The following is a 19,486-nucleotide window of genomic DNA, read 5'->3' as shown; positions in this document are numbered from 1 at the left end:
CGGGATCGGCATGCGTAATCTGCCGCACGATGAGCGCTCCCACCGATCCCACGCCGGGCTCCCGTGACCGTGTGGCGGGACCGCGCCGGTCGACGGTGCGCAGCGGGACCGACGGCGGGACCACCCCGCCGCCGCGGCGCCGGTGGGCGCTCGTCGGGCGTCTGGGGCTGGTGGTCGTGCTGCTCGTGGCCGTCGTGGGGACGGTCGTGCTGGTGAGCCGGCAGGGTGAGTTCGGGCGGCAGGACGCGGGCGCCGAGGAGATCCCGGCGCTCGAGGTCGAGCCCGCCCCCGTCCAGCTGGGCACCGTCGCGCAGCCCGACGCGCTCGCCCCGCCGTCGCTGGGCCTGCCCGGTGGCGCGCCGGAGTCCTCGGGCGGGGGCGACCAGACCTCGCTCGGGAGCTGGGCGGACGGCATCGCGAGCCGGGTCGACGTGCCCGCCAGGGCGCTGCAGGCCTACGGCGTCGCCGACCTCGCCGTCAAGCGCGAGCAGCCCGACTGCAACCTCTCCTGGGTCACCATCGCGGGCCTCGCGCGCATCGAGTCCAACCACGGGCGCTACCGCGGCGCGTCGATCGCCGCGGACGGCAAGATCACGCCGGCGATCATCGGCGTCCCGCTCGACGGCACCAGCGGCAACCGGACCATCGCCGACACCGACCGCGGAGTCCTCGACGGCGACGCCACCCTCGACCGCGCCGTCGGCCCCCTACAGTTCATCCCGTCGACCTGGGCGAAGTGGCGCTCCGACGGCAACGGCGACGGCGTGGCCGACCCCAACAACATCGACGACGCCGCCCTCGCCACGGGCCGCTACCTCTGCGCCGGCGGCCGCGACCTCGCCACCGGCCCGGGCTGGCGCTCGGCGGTGCTGTCGTACAACAACTCCGACGACTACGGCCGCCGCGTGTACGCCGCCGCGCAGTCGTACGCGCAGGCCAGCCAGGGCTGACCGTCCTTCACCCGGGCCCTCACCGGGGCAGCGAGTCGGGCGGCACGTCGCTGCTCTGCGCGTTGCCCCCGGGCACGGGGGTGAGCGAGACGGTCCAGGTCGTGTACTGCTGCCGGGTCGTCGTGAACGTCAACGTCTGGTCGAACCGGCTCGCCCGCCGGTCCGCCGTGAAGCCCCGGATGTCGGCGTTCCAGCCGGAGCCGGTGGCGAAGTACAGCGCGTAGGTGCCGTCGGGGACGTCGTCGACCGTGGCGGTACCTCCGGCGCGGACGTACACGCCACGGATGACCCGCTGCCCGTCGACGACCGTGACGTACGCGTCCTGGGCGCCGCCGTTCTCGGCGGTGAGCGAGCCGCGCCCCGACGACCCCTGATCGACGATCACGTCACCCGTGGCGGGGCGAGGACCGCTCGGCCCCGGGAGGGGCGGCGCGGTGGTCGTCGGGGCGGCCGTGGGCACCGGGGCCGGCAGCGGTGCGGCCGTGCTCGTCCGGCCGGTGTTCGCCAGCGCGACGCCGCCGACGACGACCGCGGCCACGATCGCCAGCGCCAGCAACGGCGCCGCGAGCCTCCGGCGCCCGGGACGGCGTCCCGGCGGCGGCGCCGCCGGCGGCACGGACGCGGGGGGCGGGGGATACGGCGGCGGAGGGGGCGCCGAGTAGGGCGGCGCCTGCGGCGATGGGTACGGCGATGGGTACGGCGGGGGGTACGGCGGTGGGGACGGCGACCGGAACGGGTGGGTCGGGGGATCGGGCCAGCCCGTCCCGCCGCTCGTGCCGGGCGCATTCTCGACCCACGGTGCCGCGCGGGGGGCGGGGATCGGCGGGCCGGCCTCGTGCGGGGCGGTGCGCCGTGTGCCGGCGTGGTCGTCGTGCGGCCCTGCTGTGGTCACCCTGCAGCCCCCCGTTGCTCCCGCGGCGGCGGCCGGGAGGATCCGGGCGGCTCGCGGGCAGTCTCGTGTCGGAGACTGCGCCCGCCGCGCGGCACCCGGCGACCGGGTGGCACCCCGAGAATTCGGTGGATCCCCCGGACGGCGCAGGGCGGCGCGGGGGCCGGTCAGGCCGGGGGGTGGCCGATGCCGCGCACGGCGATCGAGGCGCTGACCTCGCCCAGCGCCTCCTGGTACTCCGGGCGCGGGTCCATCGCGGCCGCCATGCGCAGCTGGGTCCGGGCCTCGGCGAGGCGGCTCTGGCGCTGGAGGGTGCGCCCGAGGGCGAAGCGGGCGTAGTGGTCGGCCGGGTCGAGCTCGATGACGCGCAGGAACCCCGCCTCGGCCCGCTGGAACTGCGCGGACGCGAGGTAGGCGCGGGCGGCGAGCAGGTGCACCGAGGCCGCGGCGTGCTCGGTCTCGAGCAGCGGCGCGAGGGCCTTGAGCGCGTCGAGAGGGCGGCGCCGCTCCAGGAGTTCCTCGGCGCGGCGGAACTCGTCCACCGCGGAGACCGCTCTGTCCTGGTCGGGATCGGGCTGTGCGGCGGACATCGTTGCCACCGTAGGCCGAGTCACGGAACGGCGCGAGGGCTCTCGCCCGCTCGCCCGGCGGCCCCCGGTGGTCGAGCTCCGCCGCGCTCCGTCTCCCGTGCGTGGCGCGGCGGTCGGCGCATGACCGGCGTCTACGATGCTGGCGACGTGCCGTGCCCCGGGGCGCGGTCTCGCGACACAGCGTTTCATCACAGGGTTCGGAGGCATGGTCCGTGGCGGTCATCGAGCAGGTCGGCGCACGGGAGATCCTCGACTCGCGGGGCACACCCACGGTCGAGGTCGAGGTGGCGCTCGACGACGGCACGCTGACCCGCGCCGCGGTGCCCTCCGGGGCGTCGACGGGCGAGCACGAGGCCGTGGAGCTGCGCGACGGCGACGACTCCCGCTACCTCGGCAAGGGGGTCGAGCGTGCCGTCGCCGGCGTCCTCGACGAGATCGGGCCGGGCCTGGTCGGCATCGACGCCGCCGAGCAGCGCGTCGTCGACCAGAAGCTCATCGACCTCGACGGCACCCCCGACAAGTCGCGCCTGGGTGCCAACGCGCTGCTCGGCGTCTCGCTCGCGGTGGCGCGCGCGGCCGCGGAGTCCGCGGAGCTCGACCTGTTCCGCTACGTCGGCGGCCCGAACGCCCACGTGCTGCCGGTGCCGATGATGAACATCCTCAACGGCGGCGCCCATGCCGACTCGGGCGTCGACATCCAGGAGTTCATGATCGCGCCGATCGGCGCGGAGTCCTTCCGCGAGGCCCTGCGCTGGGGCGCGGAGGTCTACCAGTCGCTGAAGAAGGTGCTCAAGTCCCACGGTCTGTCGACGGGCCTCGGCGACGAGGGCGGGTTCGCGCCGTCGCTGCCGAACAACCGCGAGGCGCTCGAGCTCATCGTCGCCGCCATCCGCGAGGCCGGGTACAGCCCCGGCCGCGACGTGGTGCTGGCCCTGGACGTGGCCGCCAGCGAGTTCTTCTCCAGCGGCGTGTACACCTTCGAGGGCGAGACCCGCAGCGCCGCGCAGATGAGCTCGTACTACGGCGAGCTGCTCGACGCCTACCCGCTGGTCAGCATCGAGGACCCGCTCTCGGAGGACGACTGGGAGGGCTGGACCAAGCTCACCGGGGACATCGGCGACCGCATCCAGATCGTCGGCGACGACCTGTTCGTCACCAACATCGAGCGCCTCGAGGAGGGCATCGAGCGCCGCGCGGCGAACGCCCTGCTGGTGAAGGTCAACCAGATCGGCACGCTCTCGGAGACCCTCGACGCGGTCAGCCTCGCCCAGCAGTACGGCTACCGCTGCATGATGAGCCACCGCTCCGGCGAGACCGAGGACACGACGATCGCGGACCTCGCCGTCGCCACCAACTGCGGACAGATCAAGACCGGCGCGACGGCCCGCTCCGAGCGGGTCGCGAAGTACAACCAGCTGCTGCGCATCGAGGAGGCCCTCGGCGACGCCGCCCGCTACGCCGGCGACCTGGCCTTCCCGCGCTTCGACCCGGACGCCTGAGCAGCGTGCCCGCCGGAGACCGCACCCCCGCCGACGGTCCCGCCGACCGTCCGACCGGCAGCGGGTCGGCCGGGCGGTCCGGGTCGTCGGGCACGTCGCGGGGTCGCGGTCGCCGGGGGAGCACCGCCGGCGGGTCGAAGGGCTCGAAGAGCGGCACGAGCAGCAAGGGTTCCGCGCCGTCCCCGCGCGGCCGCACCCGCGCCCGCCAGGGCCCGCGCCGCGACCCGCAGCGCGTCGTGCGCCGCCGCGGCCCGATCGTGCCGTCGGGCCCGGCCGCCGCGGCCGCGCGCGCCCGCCGGGCCGCCCAGGCCACCGGCGGGGCGCTGGGGCTGTCCACCGCGCGGCGGGCCGCCGTGCTCGCCGTCGTCGTCTGTGCGCTCGCGCTGACCGTCGCCGTGCCGCTGCGCAACTACGTGACCCAGCGCCACGAGCTGGCCGCCGTCGCCGCCGAGCAGCAGCGGTTGGGCGGTGACGTCCGCCGCCTCACCGACGACCGCGCGGCCCTGCGCGACCCCGCGCACATCGAGGCGCTGGCCCGCGAGCGCCTCGGGTACGCCCGGCCGGGCGAGGTGCCCTACCGGGTGGAGCTGCCCGGCGACGCCACCGCGCCCCGCGACGCCCGCGACGGCGAGGCGGGCGCGGGCCTCCCGCCCGCCGAGGCCGAGCTGCCCTGGTACTCCCGCGTGGCGCGGACGACCCTCGGGACGGCGCCGTGACCGGTCCGGACCCCCGGCCGGATCCCGACGACGTCGCGGCGGTCGCCGCGCAGCTCGGGCGCCGGCCCCGGGGGCTGCGCCGGGTCGCGCACCGCTGCCCGTGCGGGCTGCCCGACGTCGTCGAGACCGCGCCGCGCCTCGAGGACGGCACGCCGTTCCCGACCCTCTACTACGCGACGTGCCCGCGCCTGACCTCGCGGGTCGGGACGCTCGAGGCCGACGGGCTGATGCGCGAGCAGACCGAGCGGCTCGACGCCGACCCGGACTTCGCCGCCGGTTACGCGCGGGCCCACGCCGACTACCTCGCGGAGCGCGACGCCATCGCGCCCCTCGGGACCGAGACGAGCGCCGGCGGGATGCCCGAGCGCGTGAAGTGCCTCCACGTGCACGTGGCGCACACCCTGGCCCGGGGCCCGGGCGTGAACCCCGCCGGCGACGAGACCCTCGAGCGCCTCGAGCAGCGGTGGCGCGGGCCGTGGTGGCACGCGGGCCCGTGCGTCGAGGTCCCGGGTGGCTCGACGGGCTGACGGCTCGACCTGCTGATCCCGCGGTGCCCCACCGGGGGACGTGACCACCGGGCACCGTGCCGCCGCCCGCACGCACCGTGGCCCGCGCGCCACGGACCGGTGGAGCTGTGCCACGCCCCGGTCACGACCCCGCTCCCGGTTTGATCGGCGTCCGGCGGCACCGCAGGATGGGTCCCAGCCGGTTCCCCCGATCGGCAGAGTGCAGTGGTGCGGACGGCCCGCTGCACGAGGGCGGCCACCCGCCGCCGTGCCCCGCGGTCCCCGAGGCCGCGGGCGCACGCCGGGCCCGCCCGCGACCGGCCGTCGGGCGGCCCCACCCGCCGGGGCCGCCCGACGCCGGGCCGGTCGCCGTCCCCGGGGTGAACCCGCTCCGGGCGTGCGGATCACGACGTCAGTAGCGTGCGAGGGCGAGCCCCGTCGTCCGGGGGAGCCAGCTGGTGTGAGGGGGCGTCCATGCCACGGGTCGCGGCCGTCGACTGCGGGACCAACTCGATCCGCCTGCTGGTGGCCGACGTGACCGTGCGTGAGGACGGGTCGGCCTGGCTGCGCGACGTGCACCGCGAGATGCGGATCAACCGCCTGGGCCAGGGGGTCGACGCGACCGGGCGGCTCGCGCCCGAGTCCCTCGCGCGCACCCGCGAGGCCCTGGGCGCCTACGCCGAGATGCTGCGCCGCCACGGTGTGGCCGTCGGCCCCGACACCGTGCGGGTGTGCGCGACCTCGGCCACGCGCGACGCGGCGAACCGCGAGGAGTTCTTCGGCGCGGTCCGCGAGGTCGTCGGCGTCGACGCCGAGGTCATCACGGGCGACGAGGAGGCGCGGCTGTCCTTCGCGGGCGCCGTCGCCGACCTCGACCCCGACGAGGGACCGTTCGTCGTCGCCGACGTCGGCGGCGGGTCGACCGAGCTGGTGACCGGGACGTGGGACGCGGTGCGTGCGGAGGTCATCGGCGCCCGGTCGACCGACGTGGGCTGCGTGCGCCTGACCGAGAAGTTCCTGCACGACGACCCGCCGACCGCGGAGGAGACCGCCGAGGCCGAGGAGTTCACCCGCGCCACGCTCGCGCCGGCGTTCGCCGACGTGGCCGTCGGCGACGTCCAGACGTGGGTCGCGGTCGCCGGCACCGCCACCACGCTCGCGGCCATCGCGCTGGACCTGCGCACCTACGACGCCGAGCGCATCCACCTCTCGCGCCTGGGTCTCGACGACGTCCGCGCCACCGCGCACCGGCTCGAGTCGATGCCGCGCGAGCAGCGGGCCGCGCTCGGCCCCATGCACCCCGGCCGTGTCGACGTCATCGGGGGCGGCTCGCTGGTGATGCGCGTCCTCGCCGACGAGCTCGCCGAGCGCACCGACGTCACCGAGCTGGTGGTCTCCGAGCACGACATCCTCGACGGCATCGCCCGCGACCTGGCGGCGCGGTGGTGACGACGGCGCGCACCACCACCGCGGCCGGGGCCGGCGTCCTGCCGCTCGCCGCGCTGGTGCTCGCGCGCCGGGTCCGCGCGCTCGTCGCGGTCACCGTGCTGCACTCGGTCGCGATCGCGGTCACCGCCTGGTGGGCCGGCAACGGGCCGAGCCTGCCCGGCGTCGCCGCGCTCGCCGCCCACCTCGCGGTCTCGCTCGGGGCGGCGCTGCCCGTGCGCTGGCAGTTCGCGGGCGACCCCGCCCGCCGCGAGCGCCGGGCCGTGCGGGCGATGACGATGTCGTTCGTCGTGCTCGCGGTCTACAGCACGGTCGACGCGATCACCGACGCGCTGGCGCGGCCGCTGCCGGGCGAGACGCTGGTCGGCGCGGTCCTCGGGCTCCTCGGCGCCGTGGCGCTGCCGCTGCTGGTCGCCGCCGACGCCCGGCTCGCGCGCGCCGAGGGCGTCGACCGCGACCCGCGAGCCCGCGGGGCCGCCCCCGCGACCCTCGTCGTCGCGCTCGACGCGGTGCTGCTCGCGGCCGTCGCGGTCGACCTCACCCACCTGTTCGGCGGCCCGCCGGGGCCGTCGGTCGCCGCGCCGGCCGTCTCGGCCGTCGTGGCCGTGCTCGCCGCGCGGGAGGCGTGGGGTGCCTGGCGGGGCTGACACGGACCCCGCCCTCGTCCCCGACCTCCCCGCCCTCGACGCCGCGGTGTCGGAGTGCCGGGCCTGTCCCCGGCTGGTGGCGTGGCGGGAGGAGGTCGCGGCCACCCGGCGCGCCGCGTTCCGCGACGAGACCTACTGGGGCCGCCCGGTCCCGGGCTTCGGCGCCACCGACGCGCGCCTGCTGATCGTCGGCCTGGCCCCGGCCGCCCACGGCGCCAACCGCACGGGGCGCATGTTCACCGGCGACCGCAGCGGCGACGTGCTCTACGCCGCCCTGCACGCGGTCGGGCTCGCGTCGCAGCCGACGGCCGTCGCGGCCGACGACGGCCTGGAGCTCGCCGGCACCCGCATCACCGCGCCCGTGCGCTGCGCCCCGCCGGAGAACAAGCCGACACCCGCCGAGCGCGACCGCTGCCGGCCCTGGCTCGCCCGCGAGCTCGCGCTGCTGCGCGGCACGCTGCGCGCGGTGGTCGTGCTCGGCGGGTTCGGCTGGCAGGCGCTGCTGCCCGTCCTCGCCACGGCCGACCCCGCCGGTGGGCACCCCGGTTGGGTGGTCCCGCGGCCGCGGCCGGCCTTCGGGCACGCGGTGCACGTGACGCTGGAGCCCGCGGACGCCGCGGCGGCGGCGCCGCTCGAGCTCTTCGGCTGCTACCACGTCAGCCAGCAGAACACCTTCACCGGACGCCTCACCCCGGCGATGCTCGAGGCGGTCCTCGCCGACGCGGCCCGGGCGGCGGGGCTGGACCCGGCCCCTCCGGTCCGGCACTCCGACTAGGCTGCGGCCGCGCCGGTCACGACCACGAGGTCCGCCCCTGTAGCCCAATCGGCAGAGGCAGGCGACTTAAAATCGCCGCAGTGTGGGTTCGAACCCCACCGGGGGCACGCGCCGCTCGTCACCCGCTCGTCACCCCGTTGGCCCCTCCGTCACCTCCGGCACGCCGCTGCGTCGACTCCGCGTCACCCGCCCGTCGCAGCCATCGTGCGAAGAGCGGTCCGGTCGGCCGGGACGGCAGCGAAGGGTGACCGCTCGGGCGCCCCGATCGGACCGCTCGACGTTCGCGCCCGAAAGCTGCTCCGAACGGGCCAGAAGATCAGTCACACTCCCCGTCGGGAGGTGAGCGACGTGGCTGATCCCGGGGACCTGACGGGTCGCATCCCGGTGCCCGCCCGAGAGTCGTCCGGAGGCTTCTCCGGGGAGCCCTCAGGGGCCCGACCGCCGTGGCGGGAGCTCGAGGGACTGCGGCCGTTGACGCTGCGGGCCTGCCGGCGGCTGGTGGTCGTCGCGCCGCACCCGCGCGACGAGATCCGCGCGGCCGGCGGGCTGCTGCGCCGCCTCGCGGCGCGCCACGCCTCGGTGGACGTCCTCGCGCTCACCGACGGCCCCGGCCGCACCTGCACCCCGCCGGAGGGGCTCGCCGTCCCCCGCGGGCCGGAGCCGGCGCTCACCGACCTGGTCGTGCGCCCCGACGACCTCACGGACCCCGACACGCTCGCCTCGGTGCTGGCACGTCTCGACCGGGCGGTCGGCCCGGACGACGACGACGCCGCCGACGTGTCCGGCGTGTCCGGCGTCGACGTCGAGGAGGCCGAGCTCACCGCCGCCTACGAGGCGCTCGGGGTGGCCGAGGTCCGCCGGCACCGTCTCGGGCTCCCCGACGGCGGGCTCGCGGGGTGCGAGGCCGACGTGCTGGGCGCGCTCAGCGAGATCGTCGGCTTCGTCGAGGACCCGCACGGGCTCTGCGTGCTCGCGCCCTGGTCGGGCGACGGCGACGACGACCACGAGGCCGCCGGGCGCGCCGCCGAGACGGTCTGCGCCGCCTACCGCGTCCGTCTCGTGCGGTGGCTGGACCAGGCGTGGAGCTGGGCCGGCCCGGAGTCCGACGAGGTGCCGTGGCGGCGCGCCCGCCAGCTCGCGCTCTCCGAGACCGTGCAGGCCCGCAAGCTCGCCGCCAGCGCGGCGTTCGGCGGCCGTCCCGGACGCGACCGGGAGCTGCCGGACGGCTCGGCGCCGGGTCCCCGTGAGGTCTTCCTGGTGTGAGCCGCTCGTCCCGTGTCCTCCTCGTTCGTGGTGTGGACACCGTGTGGTGCACTCGGCCGGGCCCGGCGTCACCCGGTCGACCTCGTGGGGGTCACACCCACGTCGTGGCCGGGGTGGGGCCGATAGGCTCCGTGGGGTGACGGGCAGGACGAACGGCGATCACGGCGAGGTGGCGACGGAGGTCCCCGGTCTCGGCACCGAGACCACCAACGGCGCCGACTACGTCGCCGAGGCCCAGCGCGTCCGTGACTCCGTGGTGGACGCCGGCGGGAGCCGGACCGACCTCCCGCAGGTCCTGCACACCGCCCCCGCGGCCGTCGCGCTCATCGACCTCGGCGAGGGGCTCGTCACCTACGCCAACGACTCGGCCGCGGGGCTCACCGGGGGCCGGGCCACGCTGCCCGTCGAGATCGACGCCTGGAGCGAGGCGGCCGGCCTGACCGACCTGTCGGGGCGGCCCATGCGCGACACGGCGTCACCCCTGTCGCGCGTCGCCCAGGGCATCCCGGTCTCCGGCGAGCCCGTCGCCGTCGCCGACGCGGCCCGCAAAGGCTCCGAGGCGTCCGAGGAGGAGCGCGAGGAGGCCGAGGGCCGGCTGCTCTGGGTCACCGGCTTCCCGCTGTCCGAGGCGGTCAACTCCGACGAGCGGCGGCTCGCCCTCGTCGTGTTCCTGCAGCTCTCGGGCGCCGGCGCCCAGCGGCACCTGGAGATGGTGCGCGACCGTGCCGTCGTCGCCACCGAGCTCTCGTTCACGATCTCCGACCCGGCGCGCGACCAGAACCCCCTGGTCTGGGTCAACCCGGCGTTCACCGCGCTCACCGGCTACGAGCTCGACGAGGTGCTGGGACGCAACTGCCGCTTTCTGCAGGGCCCGAACACCGACCCCGCCTCGATCTCGCGCATCCGCACGGCGCTGGCCGAGGAGCGGCCCATCACCGAGGTGCTGCTCAACTACCGCCGCGACGGCACCGCCTTCTGGAACCAGGTGTCGATCACCCCGGTCGTCGACGGCCAGGGGCGGGTCGTCAACTTCGTCGGCGTCCAGGCCGACGTCACCGAGCGGGTGATGGTCGAGAACGAGCGGCGCGCCGCGCTCGCCGCCGCCGAGGAGACCCGCGAGCAGCTGCGCTTGCTGACCGAGTCGACCTCGGCGATGTCGGCGAGCCTCGACACCACCGGCGTCGCCGACGCGCTCGCCCGCATCGTCGTCCCCGCGATGGCGGACTTCTGCTGTGTCGACCTGCTGGACGAGGTCGACGACAACACCTCGGTGCGCCGTGCGGCGGTCAACCACCGCGACGAGTCCAAGTCGTCCGAGGTCCGCGAGCTGGGGCGGTGGGTCAGCCCGACCGAGGACGGCCGTGACCCCATCGGCCAGGCCCTCACCACCGGGGCGCCCTCCCTGCTGCCCGAGCTCCCCGTGCGGCCCGCGGGCATCGCCGAGAACCCCGATCTCCTGCGCCGTTACGAGGCACTGCGGCCGCGCTCGGCCATCGTCGTGCCGCTGCGCGCCCGCGGCCAGGTGCTCGGCGCGCTGACGCTGGGCACCGAACTGCCCTACGGACGGCGCTACTCCCAGCGGGACCTCTACCTCGCCGCCGATCTCGCCGCCCGGGCCGGCCTCGCGGTCGACAACGCCCGCCTCTACGCGCGCGAGCACGGCGCGGCCGAGACGCTGCAGCGCAGCCTCCTGCCCGCCGTGCCGACGATGGCGGGCATGACCATCGCGTCGCGCTACCTCGCCGCCACCGACGGCGCCCAGGTCGGCGGCGACTGGTACGACATGCTCACGCTGCCCGACGGCGCCGTCGGGCTCGCCGTCGGCGACGTCGTCGGCCACGACCTGCGCGCGGCCGCCGCGATGGGCGAGCTGCGCGGGGTGCTGCGCTCCTACGCCTGGGAGGGCCTCGGCCCCGCCGACGTCGTCGACCGCTGCGACGACGTCGTGCAGGGGCTGGACATGGCCGCGATGGCGACGGCCGTCTACGCCCGTCTCGAGCGCGGCGACGCCCCGGACGACACCGGCTGGACCCTGCGCTACTCCAACGCCGGGCACCCGCCGCCCCTGCTGCGCCGCGCCGACGGCGCCGTGGAGCTGCTCACCGGCAACCTCTCGCCCCTCATCGGCGCGACGCGGGCGATCACCCGCCAGGAGACCAGCGTGCGGTGCGGGCCCGGCGACCTGCTGGTGCTGCACACCGACGGGCTCATCGAGGCCCCGGGGATGGACCCCGACGAGCGCACCCAGCTCATCGTCGACACCCTCGCCGCGCAGCCGCTCGACATGCCCGTCGAGGAGCTGTGCGACCGGCTGCTCGGCGTCCTCGGTGTCGACAGCCTGCGCGACGACGCCGTCCTGCTCGCGATCCGCCTGGACCACCAGGCGCCCGGCTGACGGCTCGGGTCCCGGCTCCGGACTCCTTGCTGTCGACACACGACGGCCCGGCCCGTCAGCGGTGACGGACCGGGCCGTGGTTCGTGGGGCCGGCGTCTAGGGCCGGGGCTCCTCGCCGGGCGGGGGCGGCGGCGGGGCCTGACCCTCCGCCTGCTGGTCGCCGTGCAGGAAGTCCTTGGCCTTGTCGGCGCCCTGGCCGATCTGGTCCTCGTGGCCCTCGAACTTGCTGTTGACGAAGTCGGCGCCCTTGTCGACGAAGCCGTCGGCCTTCTCCGGGTTCTCGCCGGCCCAGTCCTTGGCCTTGTCCACCATCTTGCCGAAGTCCACCATGCTCGAGTCCCCCTCCTCGCGTGGGTCGTGGGGTGTGCCCGAGCAGCATGCCCCGTCGTCGCGGGATGACACCACCGACCCGGCCCAGTGCCTCCGAACGGGCGGATAGACTTCCCCACGGAGGTCCTCCACGGGGCGAACTGGACACGCTCCGTCCCCACGGAGTTCCCCACCATCCGGTAAAGTTCCTTTTACCCGGGCGGGAACCGAACCGCCGGTCCGGTCGTTGGACCGGGTGGACGACAGTCCGCGGCCGACCCGCACGATGACATCCCGCCATCGGTGCCGGCTCCGCGTAGGAGGAGGACGAGAGGTGCGCACCAGCAGCAACCCGGCGTTCCGCAACCTGCCCACCTCACCGGGTGGGTACGCGCGGTTCGGCCCGGCAGGCCAGGCCCCGGCGGGCATGGCCGGCGCGGGCGGCATGTTCGGCGGGGGCGGCAGCCCCATGCCGACGGCGGCGGCCGAGGACCGTCCGCTCACCGTCGACGACGTGGTCCAGAAGACCGCGCTCAACGCCGTCCTGGCCATCGCGGTCGGCATCGGCAGCGCCGTGGTCGGCCTCGGCGGCATCGGCATCCTCGGCGGCCTCGTCGTCGGGCTGGTGCTCGCCCTGGTCATCATCTTCAAGCAGAGCACCAACAAGTTCCTGGTGCTGGGCTACTCGCTGGCCGAGGGCGTCGCGCTGGGGTCGTTGACCGGCGTGCTCGAGGCCTCGAGCAGCCAGTACGCGGGCATCGGCTTCCAGGCCATCCTCGGCGTGCTCGGCGTCTTCATCGGCATGCTGGTCGTCTACAAGACCGGCGCGATCCGCGTGACGCCGCGCCTGACCAAGATGGTCATCGGCGCCGCCATCGGCGTGCTCGTGCTCATGATCGCGAACCTGCTGATCGGCTTCTTCGTCGACGGCGGCCTGGGCCTGCGCTCCGGCGGCCCGCTCGCGATCATCTTCAGCCTGGTCTGCATCGGCATCGGCGCCTTCATGCTGCTGCTCGACTTCGACCAGGCCGACCAGGCGGTCAAGGCCGGCGTCCCCGCGCGCTTCGCGTGGTACCTCGCCTTCGGCTTCATGACCACGCTGGTCTGGCTCTACATCGAGATCCTGCAGCTGCTGAGCTACTTCAGACAGTAGGCACCGCGGACGACGGCCCCTCCCGGCAGGTTCCGGGAGGGGCCGTCGTGTGTCCGGGGTCGGCGGCCCCCGGGGCGGGCGGCGCAGCGGGGCCGGGTGCAGCCGGGGCGGGCGGCGCGGGGTGCGGTGGCGAGGTGCGGTGGCGAGGTGCGGTGGCGAGGTGCGGCGGCGGTGTGGAGCGAGGGACGCCCTGGCTGCGTGCGACGCATCTAGGGACGCCTTCGCTCCTCGGGCCCCGCGGCGACCGGGTGGAGCGAGGGACGCCCTGGCTGCGTGCGAGGCATCCAGGGACTCCTTCGCTCCCCGGGCATGCCTCGGTCACCAGGGGCTCCGCGCTGTGACGGCCGGTCGCGGGCGCGCGCTGGCCACGGCGTAGGCGGCGAGGAGATCGGCGCGGACCTGCGCACGGTCGTCGCGGAGCTGTCGAGGTGTGTGCGCCACGACGTGGACCGCGTGTCCGGTCATCCGGGCCTCGCGGTGCAAGGTCGCGTCGAACGCCTCGGGAGCCCCGTGGTGCTTGAAGGAGTGGATCTCCCAGGCGAGCCCGACCTCGTCGAGCCAGCCGTCGGGGTCGGCCAGCCAGGTCCCGTCGTCGAGGACGAGGCGCGGGTTCCAGACGATCGAACTGAACTCGGGGATCGTCGCGGCGATCGATCGCGCCCATGCCTCCGGCGCCGACCGGACGCCGTCCTCGAGCTCGACGAGCACCGTGCGGACCTTGGCCGTGCCGCGCCGGGAACCATCCTCCAGCTCGCGGCGCAGGGCGCGGACCGACACCAAGCCGCGTTGAACGGCTTCCGCCAGCAGCGCCCGAATCTGGTCGAGGTCACGGAATCGGCGGGCCGCGTCGATGACGGCCCGGGCCACCGGGGCGATCCGGAGGCCGTTGACGACGACGGGCTCGGGGAGACGGTGGGTGCGCTCGACAGTGATCGGAGCGCGTGACACCCGGTGATGTCCGTGGTCGACGAGCACCAGGAGGGCCCCTCGATCGTCCGGGACCCGCTCGAGGCCGTGCAGGCGCGCAGCCGCGCTCCCGGACAGCACCGCTCCGTCACCTCCGTACAGGAGGGCTGCGGCAGATCGCTGATCGGCCGTCTTCGGAGGACCGGTCAGCGAGATGACTCCGTACGCGCTCCGGTCCCAGGTTCCCGCCTGCACCCGCCGCGTGATGGTGCTCGACAGGACGCCCATGCCGACGAGATCGGCGTGACGGATCTGATCGTGGAGTGCTGCTTGGTGGACGGCGACCCAGTCGATCGCGCGACGACGGCTCATGCGGGTTTCGACGACGGCGCGGTCCGCCCGGTTCCGTGGGGGTCGCCGCGTGGGAGCGAGGGCGTCCCTCGCTGCGTCCCACGCAGCGAAGGTGACCCTCGCTCCTCCACCCGCTCGCACGCGGAGGCGTCGCCCGGATAGCGAGGGCGTCCCTCGCTGCGTCCCAGGCAGCGAAGGTGACCCTCGCTCCCACCACCCGAGCTGCCACCCGCCCACGGCGCGGTACCCGGGTCAGTTCAGGCGCTCGAGCACCATTGCCATGCCCTGCCCGCCGCCGACGCACATGGTCTCGAGGCCGAGGGTGGCGTCGCGGGTGCGCAGCCCGTTGATCAGGGTCGTCGCGATGCGGGCGCCCGTCATGCCGAAGGGGTGGCCGACGGCGATCGAGCCGCCGTGCACGTTGAGCTTCGCCTCCATCTCGTCGTCGCTCATCCCGAGCCGGCGGGCCGAGGGGATGACCTGGGCGGCGAACGCCTCGTTGATCTCCACGAGGTCGATGTCGGCGAGCGAGAGGCCCGCCCGGGCCAGGGCACGCGCGGAGGCCTCGATGGGCCCGAGGCCCATGATCTCCGGCGACAGCGCGCTGACGCCCGTGGACACGATCCGCGCGAGCGGGGTGATGCCGAGCGCCTCGGCCCGCTCGGCGGACATCACCACGAGCGCCGCGGCGCCGTCGTTGAGCGGGCAGGCGTTGCCCGCGGTGATGCGCCCGTCGGGGCGGAACACGGGCTTGAGGTCGGCGAGCGCCTCGTAGGTCGTGCTCGGGCGCGGGCTGTCGTCGCGCTCCATCACCGAGCCGTCGGGCAGCGTCACCGGGGTGATCTCGCGGGCCCAGAAGCCGGTCTCCTCGGCGCGGGCGGCGTTCTGCTGCGAGCGGTACGCGAAGCGGTCCATCTCCTCGCGCGTGACGCCCTCGGCCAGCGCGACGTTCTCCGCGGTCTGCCCCATGGCGATGTAGGCGTCGGGCACCAGGCCGTCCGCGCGCGGGTCGTGCCACTCCGACGCGCCGGACGCCGCGACGTCGGCCGTGCGCTGCTCGGCCTCGGCGAAGTACGGGTTGTGGGTGTCGGGCAGCGAGTCGGAGTTGCCCTTCTCGAACCGCGAGACGGTCTCGACGCCGGCGGCGAGGAAGACGTCGCCCTCGCCGGCGCGGATCGCGTGCGCGGCCATCCGGGCGGTCTGCAGCGACGAGGAGCAGTAGCGCGTGATCGTCGCGCCCGGCAGCGTGTCCATGCCGAGCTCGACGGCGACGATCCGGGCGAGGTTGAAGCCCTGCTCCCCGCCGGGCAGCCCGCAGCCGAGCAGGAGGTCCTCGACCTCGGCGGGGTCGAGGGCCGGCACGGCGTCCAGCGCGGCCCGCACCACCTGGGCGGTGAGGTCGTCGGGCCGCATCGCGGCCAGCGAGCCCTTCCTGGCGCGGCCGATGGGCGAGCGGACGGCGGAAACGATGACGGCCTCGCGGGCAGGGTCGACCATGGCGCCGACCCTACGACCGCGAGCGTGTGGCGCTACAGACTCTGGATGGCAGCGGTGGGCCACCGCCGGCACGACACGCCCGGCCGCGACACGCAGCCACGACACGCCTGATCGCGTGAGACCGCGCACGTCGGTGGGGGCGAGCGGCGTGCGACTCCCGGAATCCGGAAGATGGGCGGCATGCGCTACGTCGAGCACGTCGCCGACCTCATCGGGCACACACCGCTGGTCCGTCTCAACCGGGTCGTGCCGACAGGGCCGGACGCCCCGCTCGTGCTCGCCAAGGTCGAGTACTTCAACCCGGGCGGCAGCGTGAAGGACCGCATCGCCGAGAAGATGATCGACGCCGCGGAGGCGTCCGGCGAGCTCAAGCCGGGCGGCACGATCATCGAGCCCACGTCGGGCAATACCGGCATCGGGCTCGCGATCATCGCCCAGCAGCGCGGCTACCACTGCATCTTCGTCTGCCCGGACAAGGTCAGCGTCGCCAAGCAGGACGCGCTGCGGGCCTACGGCGCCGAGGTCGTCGTCTGCCCCGCGGCCGTCGAGCCGGAGAGCCCGGAGTCGTACTACTCGGTGTCCGACCGGCTGGCCCGCGAGACCGAGGGCGGCTGGAAGCCCAACCAGTACGCCAACCCGGCGAACCCGGCGTCGCACGTCGCCACGACCGGCCCGGAGATCTGGGAGCAGACCGAGGGGCGCATCACCCACTTCGTCGCAGGCGTCGGGACGGGGGGCACGATCTCCGGCACCGGTCACCACCTCAAGGACGTGTCCGGCGGCCGCGTCCGGGTCGTCGGGGCGGACCCCGTGGGCTCGGTGTACTCCGGGGGCGACGGGCGTCCCTACCTCGTCGAGGGCGTCGGCGAGGACTTCTGGCCCGCCACCTACGACCGGGACATCTGCGACGAGATCGTCGCGGTGCCCGACGGCGACTCGTTCCACATGACCCGGCGCCTGGCCCGCGAGGAGGCGCTGCTGGTCGGCGGGTCCTGCGGCATGGCGGTGTGCGCGGCGGCGAAGGTCGCCGCGACCGCCGGGCCCGACGACGTCATCGTGGTGCTGCTCCCCGACGGCGGCCGCGGCTACCTGTCGACGGTGTTCAACGACCAGTGGATGTCGTCCTACGGGTTCCTCGCCATGGACACCGGCGAGTGGACCGTCGGCGACGTGCTGCGCCGCAAGGACGGGTCGATCCCCGACCTCGTGCACGGGCACCCCAGCGAGACCGTGGCGGACGCCGTGTCGATCATGCGCGAGTTCGGGGTCTCGCAGATGCCGATCGTCCGCGCCGAGCCCCCGGTGATGGCCGCCGAGGTCCGCGGCGCGGTGACCGTGCGCGACCTGCTCGACAAGGTGTTCAACGCGCAGGCCTCGCTCACCGACCCCGTCGAGCGGCACCTGTCGAAGCCGCTCCCGAGCCTCGGCAGCGCGGAGCCCATCTCGAAGGCCGTCGAGGCGCTGCGGGGCGGCGACGGGGCGCTCGTGGTCGTGGACGGCCGGCCCGCCGGCATCGTCACCCGCGCCGACATCCTCGCGTTCCTCGCCACCGGCAGCCGGTACGACGTCGGTGGACCCGCGTGATGCCGGCATGCCTAGGGTGGACGGGGTGAACGGTTTCTCCACCCGCGCCCTGCACGACGGGCAGGAGCCCGACCCGACCACGGGCTCGGTGGTCGTGCCGATCCACGCGACGTCGACGTTCGCGCAGGACGGCGTCGGCGGCCTGCGCTCGGGCTACGAGTACGCGCGCACCGGCAACCCCACCCGCACGGCGCTCGAGACGACGCTGGCCTCCCTGGAGGGCGCGCGGCACGCTCGCGCCTTCGCCTCGGGCATGGCCGCCGAGGACGCGCTGCTGCGCGGCGTGCTGCGCCCGGGCGACCACGTGCTCATCCCGATGGACGCCTACGGCGGCACCTACCGGCTGATCTCGACGGTCTACTGCGACTGGGGCGTCGAGTACACCGCGGTCGACACCGCCGACCTCGACGCCGTGCGCGCCGCGATCCGGCCGAACACCAAGGTCCTGTGGTGCGAGACGCCGACCAACCCGCTGCTCGGTATCGCCGACATCGCGGGGCTCGCGACGCTGGCCCGCGAGCACGACCTGATGCTGGTCGTCGACAACACCTTCGCCTCGCCCTACCTCCAGACCCCGATCGGCCTGGGCGCGCACGCCGTCGTGCACTCCACGACGAAGTACCTGGGCGGGCACTCCGACGTCGTCGGCGGCGCGCTGGTCACCGACGACGACGAGCTGCACGAGACGCTCGGCAAGATGCAGAACGGCATGGGCGCCGTGCCCGGCCCCTTCGACTGCTTCCTCACCCAGCGCGGGCTCAAGACCCTCGCCGTGCGCATGGAGCGGCACAGCGACAACGCCGAGCGCGTCGCCGACGTCCTCGCCGCGCACCCGGCGATCACGTCGGTGCTCTACCCGGGGCGTGCCGACCACCCGGGCCACGAGGTGGCCGCCAAGCAGATGCGCCGGTTCGGCGGCATGGTCTCCGTGCGCGTCGCCGGCGGCGAGCAGGCCGCGCGCGACCTCTGCGCCGCGACCCGCGTGTTCACGCTCGCGGAGTCGCTCGGCGGGGTCGAGTCCCTCATCGAGCACCCCGGCGCCATGACCCACGCGTCGGCGGCCGGCTCGCTGCTCGAGGTGCCCGCCGACCTCGTGCGCCTCTCCGTCGGCCTCGAGGACGCCGACGACCTCGTCGACGACCTCCGGCAGGCGCTCGCCTCGCTGGGGTAGTTCGAGCGATGCGGCTTTCCTGGCGTCTCGCGCCAGGATCGCCACAGCCTCGGCGCCGCGACACGCCGGAGCCTAGGAACGGATGCTCTCGCCGTAGATCCGCTCCACGGTCATGACCATGAGCACGCGGCGGTCGGCGACCATCGTCGCCCGGTAGTCGTCCCAGTCGCGGTGCTCCCCGGCGGCGTGGCGGTAGTAGTCCACGAGAACCTGCACCTCGGGGCCCTGCGGGTCGGTACCCGGCCCGGTGAGCGTCACCGGGCCCTCGGCGGTGGCCCACGCCCGGCCGTCGGCGGCGGTGACCTCCACCGCCGCGCGCGGGTCGCGGCGCAGGTTGGCGGTCTTGGCGCGGCCCTCGGTCATCGACACCGACAGGGTCCCGGCGGCGGGGTCGTAGAACGGCATGACGGGGGAGAGCTGGGGCAGGCCGCTCGCCTTGAGGGTGGCGAGGACCCCGAGGCGGCTCTCGGCGAGCAGGGTGGCGGGGTCGAACGCGGGGGAGGTCACGCCTCCACCGTGGACCCGCGCCGGCCGCTACCCGCGGCGCGCGGCCGGGTCGCCGTCGGCGGGGTCGCCCATCATCGGGTCGATCTTGCCGGGCGAGAAGCAGCCGCCGACCAGCGCGATGCCGTCGGGCGTGTCCACGTAGGTGCCCGGCTCGTCGCAGCCGGCCGCGCCGACCGTGCCCACCGCGGCGACGGCGAGCAGCGCGGCGAGGACGAGGGGGAGCACGCGGGCGATCCAGGACCGGCGCGTGTCGGGGCTCGTGGTGTCCCGGGTGTCCGTCGTGCCCACCGGAGTCCCACCCCCTCGCATCGGGTCGGCGCCGTTTCCTCACG

At 75.2% G+C, this 19,486-nt stretch carries 20 protein-coding genes and 1 tRNA gene; 14 read left to right on the top strand and 7 right to left on the bottom strand.

Annotated elements, in window-relative coordinates:
* Nucleotides 1-29: 29 nt before the first annotated feature.
* Nucleotides 30-950: a lytic transglycosylase domain-containing protein gene (locus QSK03_RS15065; protein WP_285653470.1), complete on the top strand. Its 921-nt coding sequence runs from the start codon at nt 30-32 to the stop codon at nt 948-950.
* 19 nt (nt 951-969) lie between these two features.
* On the opposite strand, the gene QSK03_RS15060 is transcribed toward QSK03_RS15065, so the two are convergent.
* Nucleotides 970-1,335: a hypothetical protein gene (locus tag QSK03_RS15060; protein ID WP_285653468.1), complete on the bottom strand. Its 366-nt coding sequence runs from the start codon at nt 1,333-1,335 to the stop codon at nt 970-972.
* Nucleotides 1,336-1,342: 7 nt separating this feature from the next.
* Between QSK03_RS15060 and QSK03_RS15055 the strand changes: the two genes are divergently transcribed.
* Nucleotides 1,343-1,612, top strand: coding sequence for a hypothetical protein (locus QSK03_RS15055; protein ID WP_285653465.1), 270 nt, complete (start codon nt 1,343-1,345; stop codon nt 1,610-1,612).
* 394 nt (nt 1,613-2,006) lie between these two features.
* On the opposite strand, the gene QSK03_RS15050 is transcribed toward QSK03_RS15055, so the two are convergent.
* Nucleotides 2,007-2,429: a tetratricopeptide repeat protein gene (locus QSK03_RS15050; RefSeq protein ID WP_285653463.1), complete on the bottom strand. Its 423-nt coding sequence runs from the start codon at nt 2,427-2,429 to the stop codon at nt 2,007-2,009.
* Between the two features lie 212 nt (nt 2,430-2,641).
* On the opposite strand from QSK03_RS15050, the gene eno reads away from it, so the two are divergent.
* The 9 genes from eno to QSK03_RS15005 all read left to right on the top strand — a co-directional run bounded on the left by eno (nt 2,642) and on the right by QSK03_RS15005 (nt 11,676).
* The gene (eno, locus tag QSK03_RS15045; RefSeq protein WP_285653459.1) at nt 2,642-3,928 is read left to right on the top strand and encodes a phosphopyruvate hydratase; all 1,287 of its coding nucleotides are present in this window, start codon (nt 2,642-2,644) and stop codon (nt 3,926-3,928) included.
* Nucleotides 3,929-3,933: 5 nt separating this feature from the next.
* A complete protein-coding gene (locus QSK03_RS15040; protein WP_285653456.1) occupies nt 3,934-4,644 on the top strand; it encodes an FtsB family cell division protein in 711 nt (236 codons plus the stop codon).
* The gene (locus QSK03_RS15035; protein WP_285653451.1) at nt 4,641-5,171 is read left to right on the top strand and encodes a DUF501 domain-containing protein; all 531 of its coding nucleotides are present in this window, start codon (nt 4,641-4,643) and stop codon (nt 5,169-5,171) included. The genes QSK03_RS15040 and QSK03_RS15035 overlap by 4 nt, the downstream gene beginning before the upstream one ends.
* A gap of 453 nt (nt 5,172-5,624) precedes the next feature.
* Nucleotides 5,625-6,599 carry a Ppx/GppA phosphatase family protein gene (locus QSK03_RS15030; RefSeq protein WP_285653448.1) on the top strand — a complete coding sequence of 325 codons (975 nt, stop codon included), beginning with the start codon at nt 5,625-5,627 and terminating at the stop codon, nt 6,597-6,599.
* Nucleotides 6,596-7,243, top strand: coding sequence for a hypothetical protein (locus tag QSK03_RS15025; RefSeq protein WP_285653445.1), 648 nt, complete (start codon nt 6,596-6,598; stop codon nt 7,241-7,243). Before QSK03_RS15030 ends, QSK03_RS15025 begins: the two co-directional genes overlap by 4 nt.
* Nucleotides 7,227-8,018 carry a uracil-DNA glycosylase gene (locus QSK03_RS15020; protein WP_285653442.1) on the top strand — a complete coding sequence of 264 codons (792 nt, stop codon included), beginning with the start codon at nt 7,227-7,229 and terminating at the stop codon, nt 8,016-8,018. Before QSK03_RS15025 ends, QSK03_RS15020 begins: the two co-directional genes overlap by 17 nt.
* Nucleotides 8,019-8,051: 33 nt before the next feature.
* Nucleotides 8,052-8,125 (top strand) — tRNA-Leu (locus tag QSK03_RS15015).
* Between the two features lie 241 nt (nt 8,126-8,366).
* Nucleotides 8,367-9,281, top strand: coding sequence for a PIG-L deacetylase family protein (locus QSK03_RS15010; RefSeq protein ID WP_285653439.1), 915 nt, complete (start codon nt 8,367-8,369; stop codon nt 9,279-9,281).
* Nucleotides 9,282-9,417: 136 nt separating this feature from the next.
* The gene (locus tag QSK03_RS15005) at nt 9,418-11,676 is read left to right on the top strand and encodes a SpoIIE family protein phosphatase (RefSeq protein WP_285653437.1); all 2,259 of its coding nucleotides are present in this window, start codon (nt 9,418-9,420) and stop codon (nt 11,674-11,676) included.
* A gap of 96 nt (nt 11,677-11,772) precedes the next feature.
* Here the strand turns inward: QSK03_RS15005 and QSK03_RS15000 are convergent, their stop codons facing one another.
* Nucleotides 11,773-12,006 (bottom strand): antitoxin, encoded by a 234-nt coding sequence (locus tag QSK03_RS15000; RefSeq protein ID WP_285653434.1) that lies wholly within the window; start codon nt 12,004-12,006, stop codon nt 11,773-11,775.
* A 313-nt stretch (nt 12,007-12,319) separates the two neighbouring features.
* On the opposite strand from QSK03_RS15000, the gene QSK03_RS14995 reads away from it, so the two are divergent.
* Nucleotides 12,320-13,138, top strand: coding sequence for a Bax inhibitor-1/YccA family protein (locus tag QSK03_RS14995; protein ID WP_285653431.1), 819 nt, complete (start codon nt 12,320-12,322; stop codon nt 13,136-13,138).
* Between the two features lie 318 nt (nt 13,139-13,456).
* Here QSK03_RS14995 and QSK03_RS14990 read toward each other — a convergent pair whose 3' ends face one another.
* Nucleotides 13,457-14,185 (bottom strand): hypothetical protein, encoded by a 729-nt coding sequence (locus QSK03_RS14990; RefSeq protein ID WP_285653428.1) that lies wholly within the window; start codon nt 14,183-14,185, stop codon nt 13,457-13,459.
* A gap of 462 nt (nt 14,186-14,647) precedes the next feature.
* Nucleotides 14,648-15,892, bottom strand: coding sequence for an acetyl-CoA C-acetyltransferase (locus tag QSK03_RS14985; RefSeq protein WP_285653425.1), 1,245 nt, complete (start codon nt 15,890-15,892; stop codon nt 14,648-14,650).
* A 180-nt stretch (nt 15,893-16,072) separates the two neighbouring features.
* On the opposite strand from QSK03_RS14985, the gene QSK03_RS14980 reads away from it, so the two are divergent.
* Nucleotides 16,073-17,476 (top strand): cystathionine beta-synthase, encoded by a 1,404-nt coding sequence (locus QSK03_RS14980; RefSeq protein ID WP_285653423.1) that lies wholly within the window; start codon nt 16,073-16,075, stop codon nt 17,474-17,476.
* A gap of 7 nt (nt 17,477-17,483) precedes the next feature.
* On the top strand, nt 17,484-18,647 hold the full coding sequence (locus QSK03_RS14975) for a cystathionine gamma-synthase (protein ID WP_285653421.1): 1,164 nt from the start codon (nt 17,484-17,486) through the stop codon (nt 18,645-18,647).
* Between the two features lie 72 nt (nt 18,648-18,719).
* Here the strand turns inward: QSK03_RS14975 and QSK03_RS14970 are convergent, their stop codons facing one another.
* Both QSK03_RS14970 and QSK03_RS14965 read right to left on the bottom strand, forming a co-directional pair.
* Nucleotides 18,720-19,154: a PPOX class F420-dependent oxidoreductase gene (locus QSK03_RS14970; protein WP_285653419.1), complete on the bottom strand. Its 435-nt coding sequence runs from the start codon at nt 19,152-19,154 to the stop codon at nt 18,720-18,722.
* Nucleotides 19,155-19,181: 27 nt separating this feature from the next.
* Nucleotides 19,182-19,442 (bottom strand): hypothetical protein, encoded by a 261-nt coding sequence (locus QSK03_RS14965; RefSeq protein WP_285653417.1) that lies wholly within the window; start codon nt 19,440-19,442, stop codon nt 19,182-19,184.
* Nucleotides 19,443-19,486 lie beyond the last annotated feature (44 nt).

Source organism: Actinomycetospora sp. NBRC 106375 (assembly GCF_030269665.1).
Lineage (GTDB): Bacteria > Actinomycetota > Actinomycetes > Mycobacteriales > Pseudonocardiaceae > Actinomycetospora.
This window is presented reverse-complemented; position numbering and strand designations above follow the sequence as displayed.

Coding starts and splice junctions, on each gene's coding strand:
- QSK03_RS15000 (WP_285653434.1), bottom strand. CDS start 12,006: ATGGTGGACTTCGGCAAGATGGTGGACAAGGCCAAGGACTGGGCCGGC.
- QSK03_RS15050 (WP_285653463.1), bottom strand. CDS start 2,429: ATGTCCGCCGCACAGCCCGATCCCGACCAGGACAGAGCGGTCTCCGCG.
- QSK03_RS14975 (WP_285653421.1), top strand. CDS start 17,484: ATGCCTAGGGTGGACGGGGTGAACGGTTTCTCCACCCGCGCCCTGCAC.
- QSK03_RS14985 (WP_285653425.1), bottom strand. CDS start 15,892: ATGGTCGACCCTGCCCGCGAGGCCGTCATCGTTTCCGCCGTCCGCTCG.
- QSK03_RS15030 (WP_285653448.1), top strand. CDS start 5,625: ATGCCACGGGTCGCGGCCGTCGACTGCGGGACCAACTCGATCCGCCTG.
- QSK03_RS14980 (WP_285653423.1), top strand. CDS start 16,073: ATGCGCTACGTCGAGCACGTCGCCGACCTCATCGGGCACACACCGCTG.
- QSK03_RS15065 (WP_285653470.1), top strand. CDS start 30: ATGAGCGCTCCCACCGATCCCACGCCGGGCTCCCGTGACCGTGTGGCG.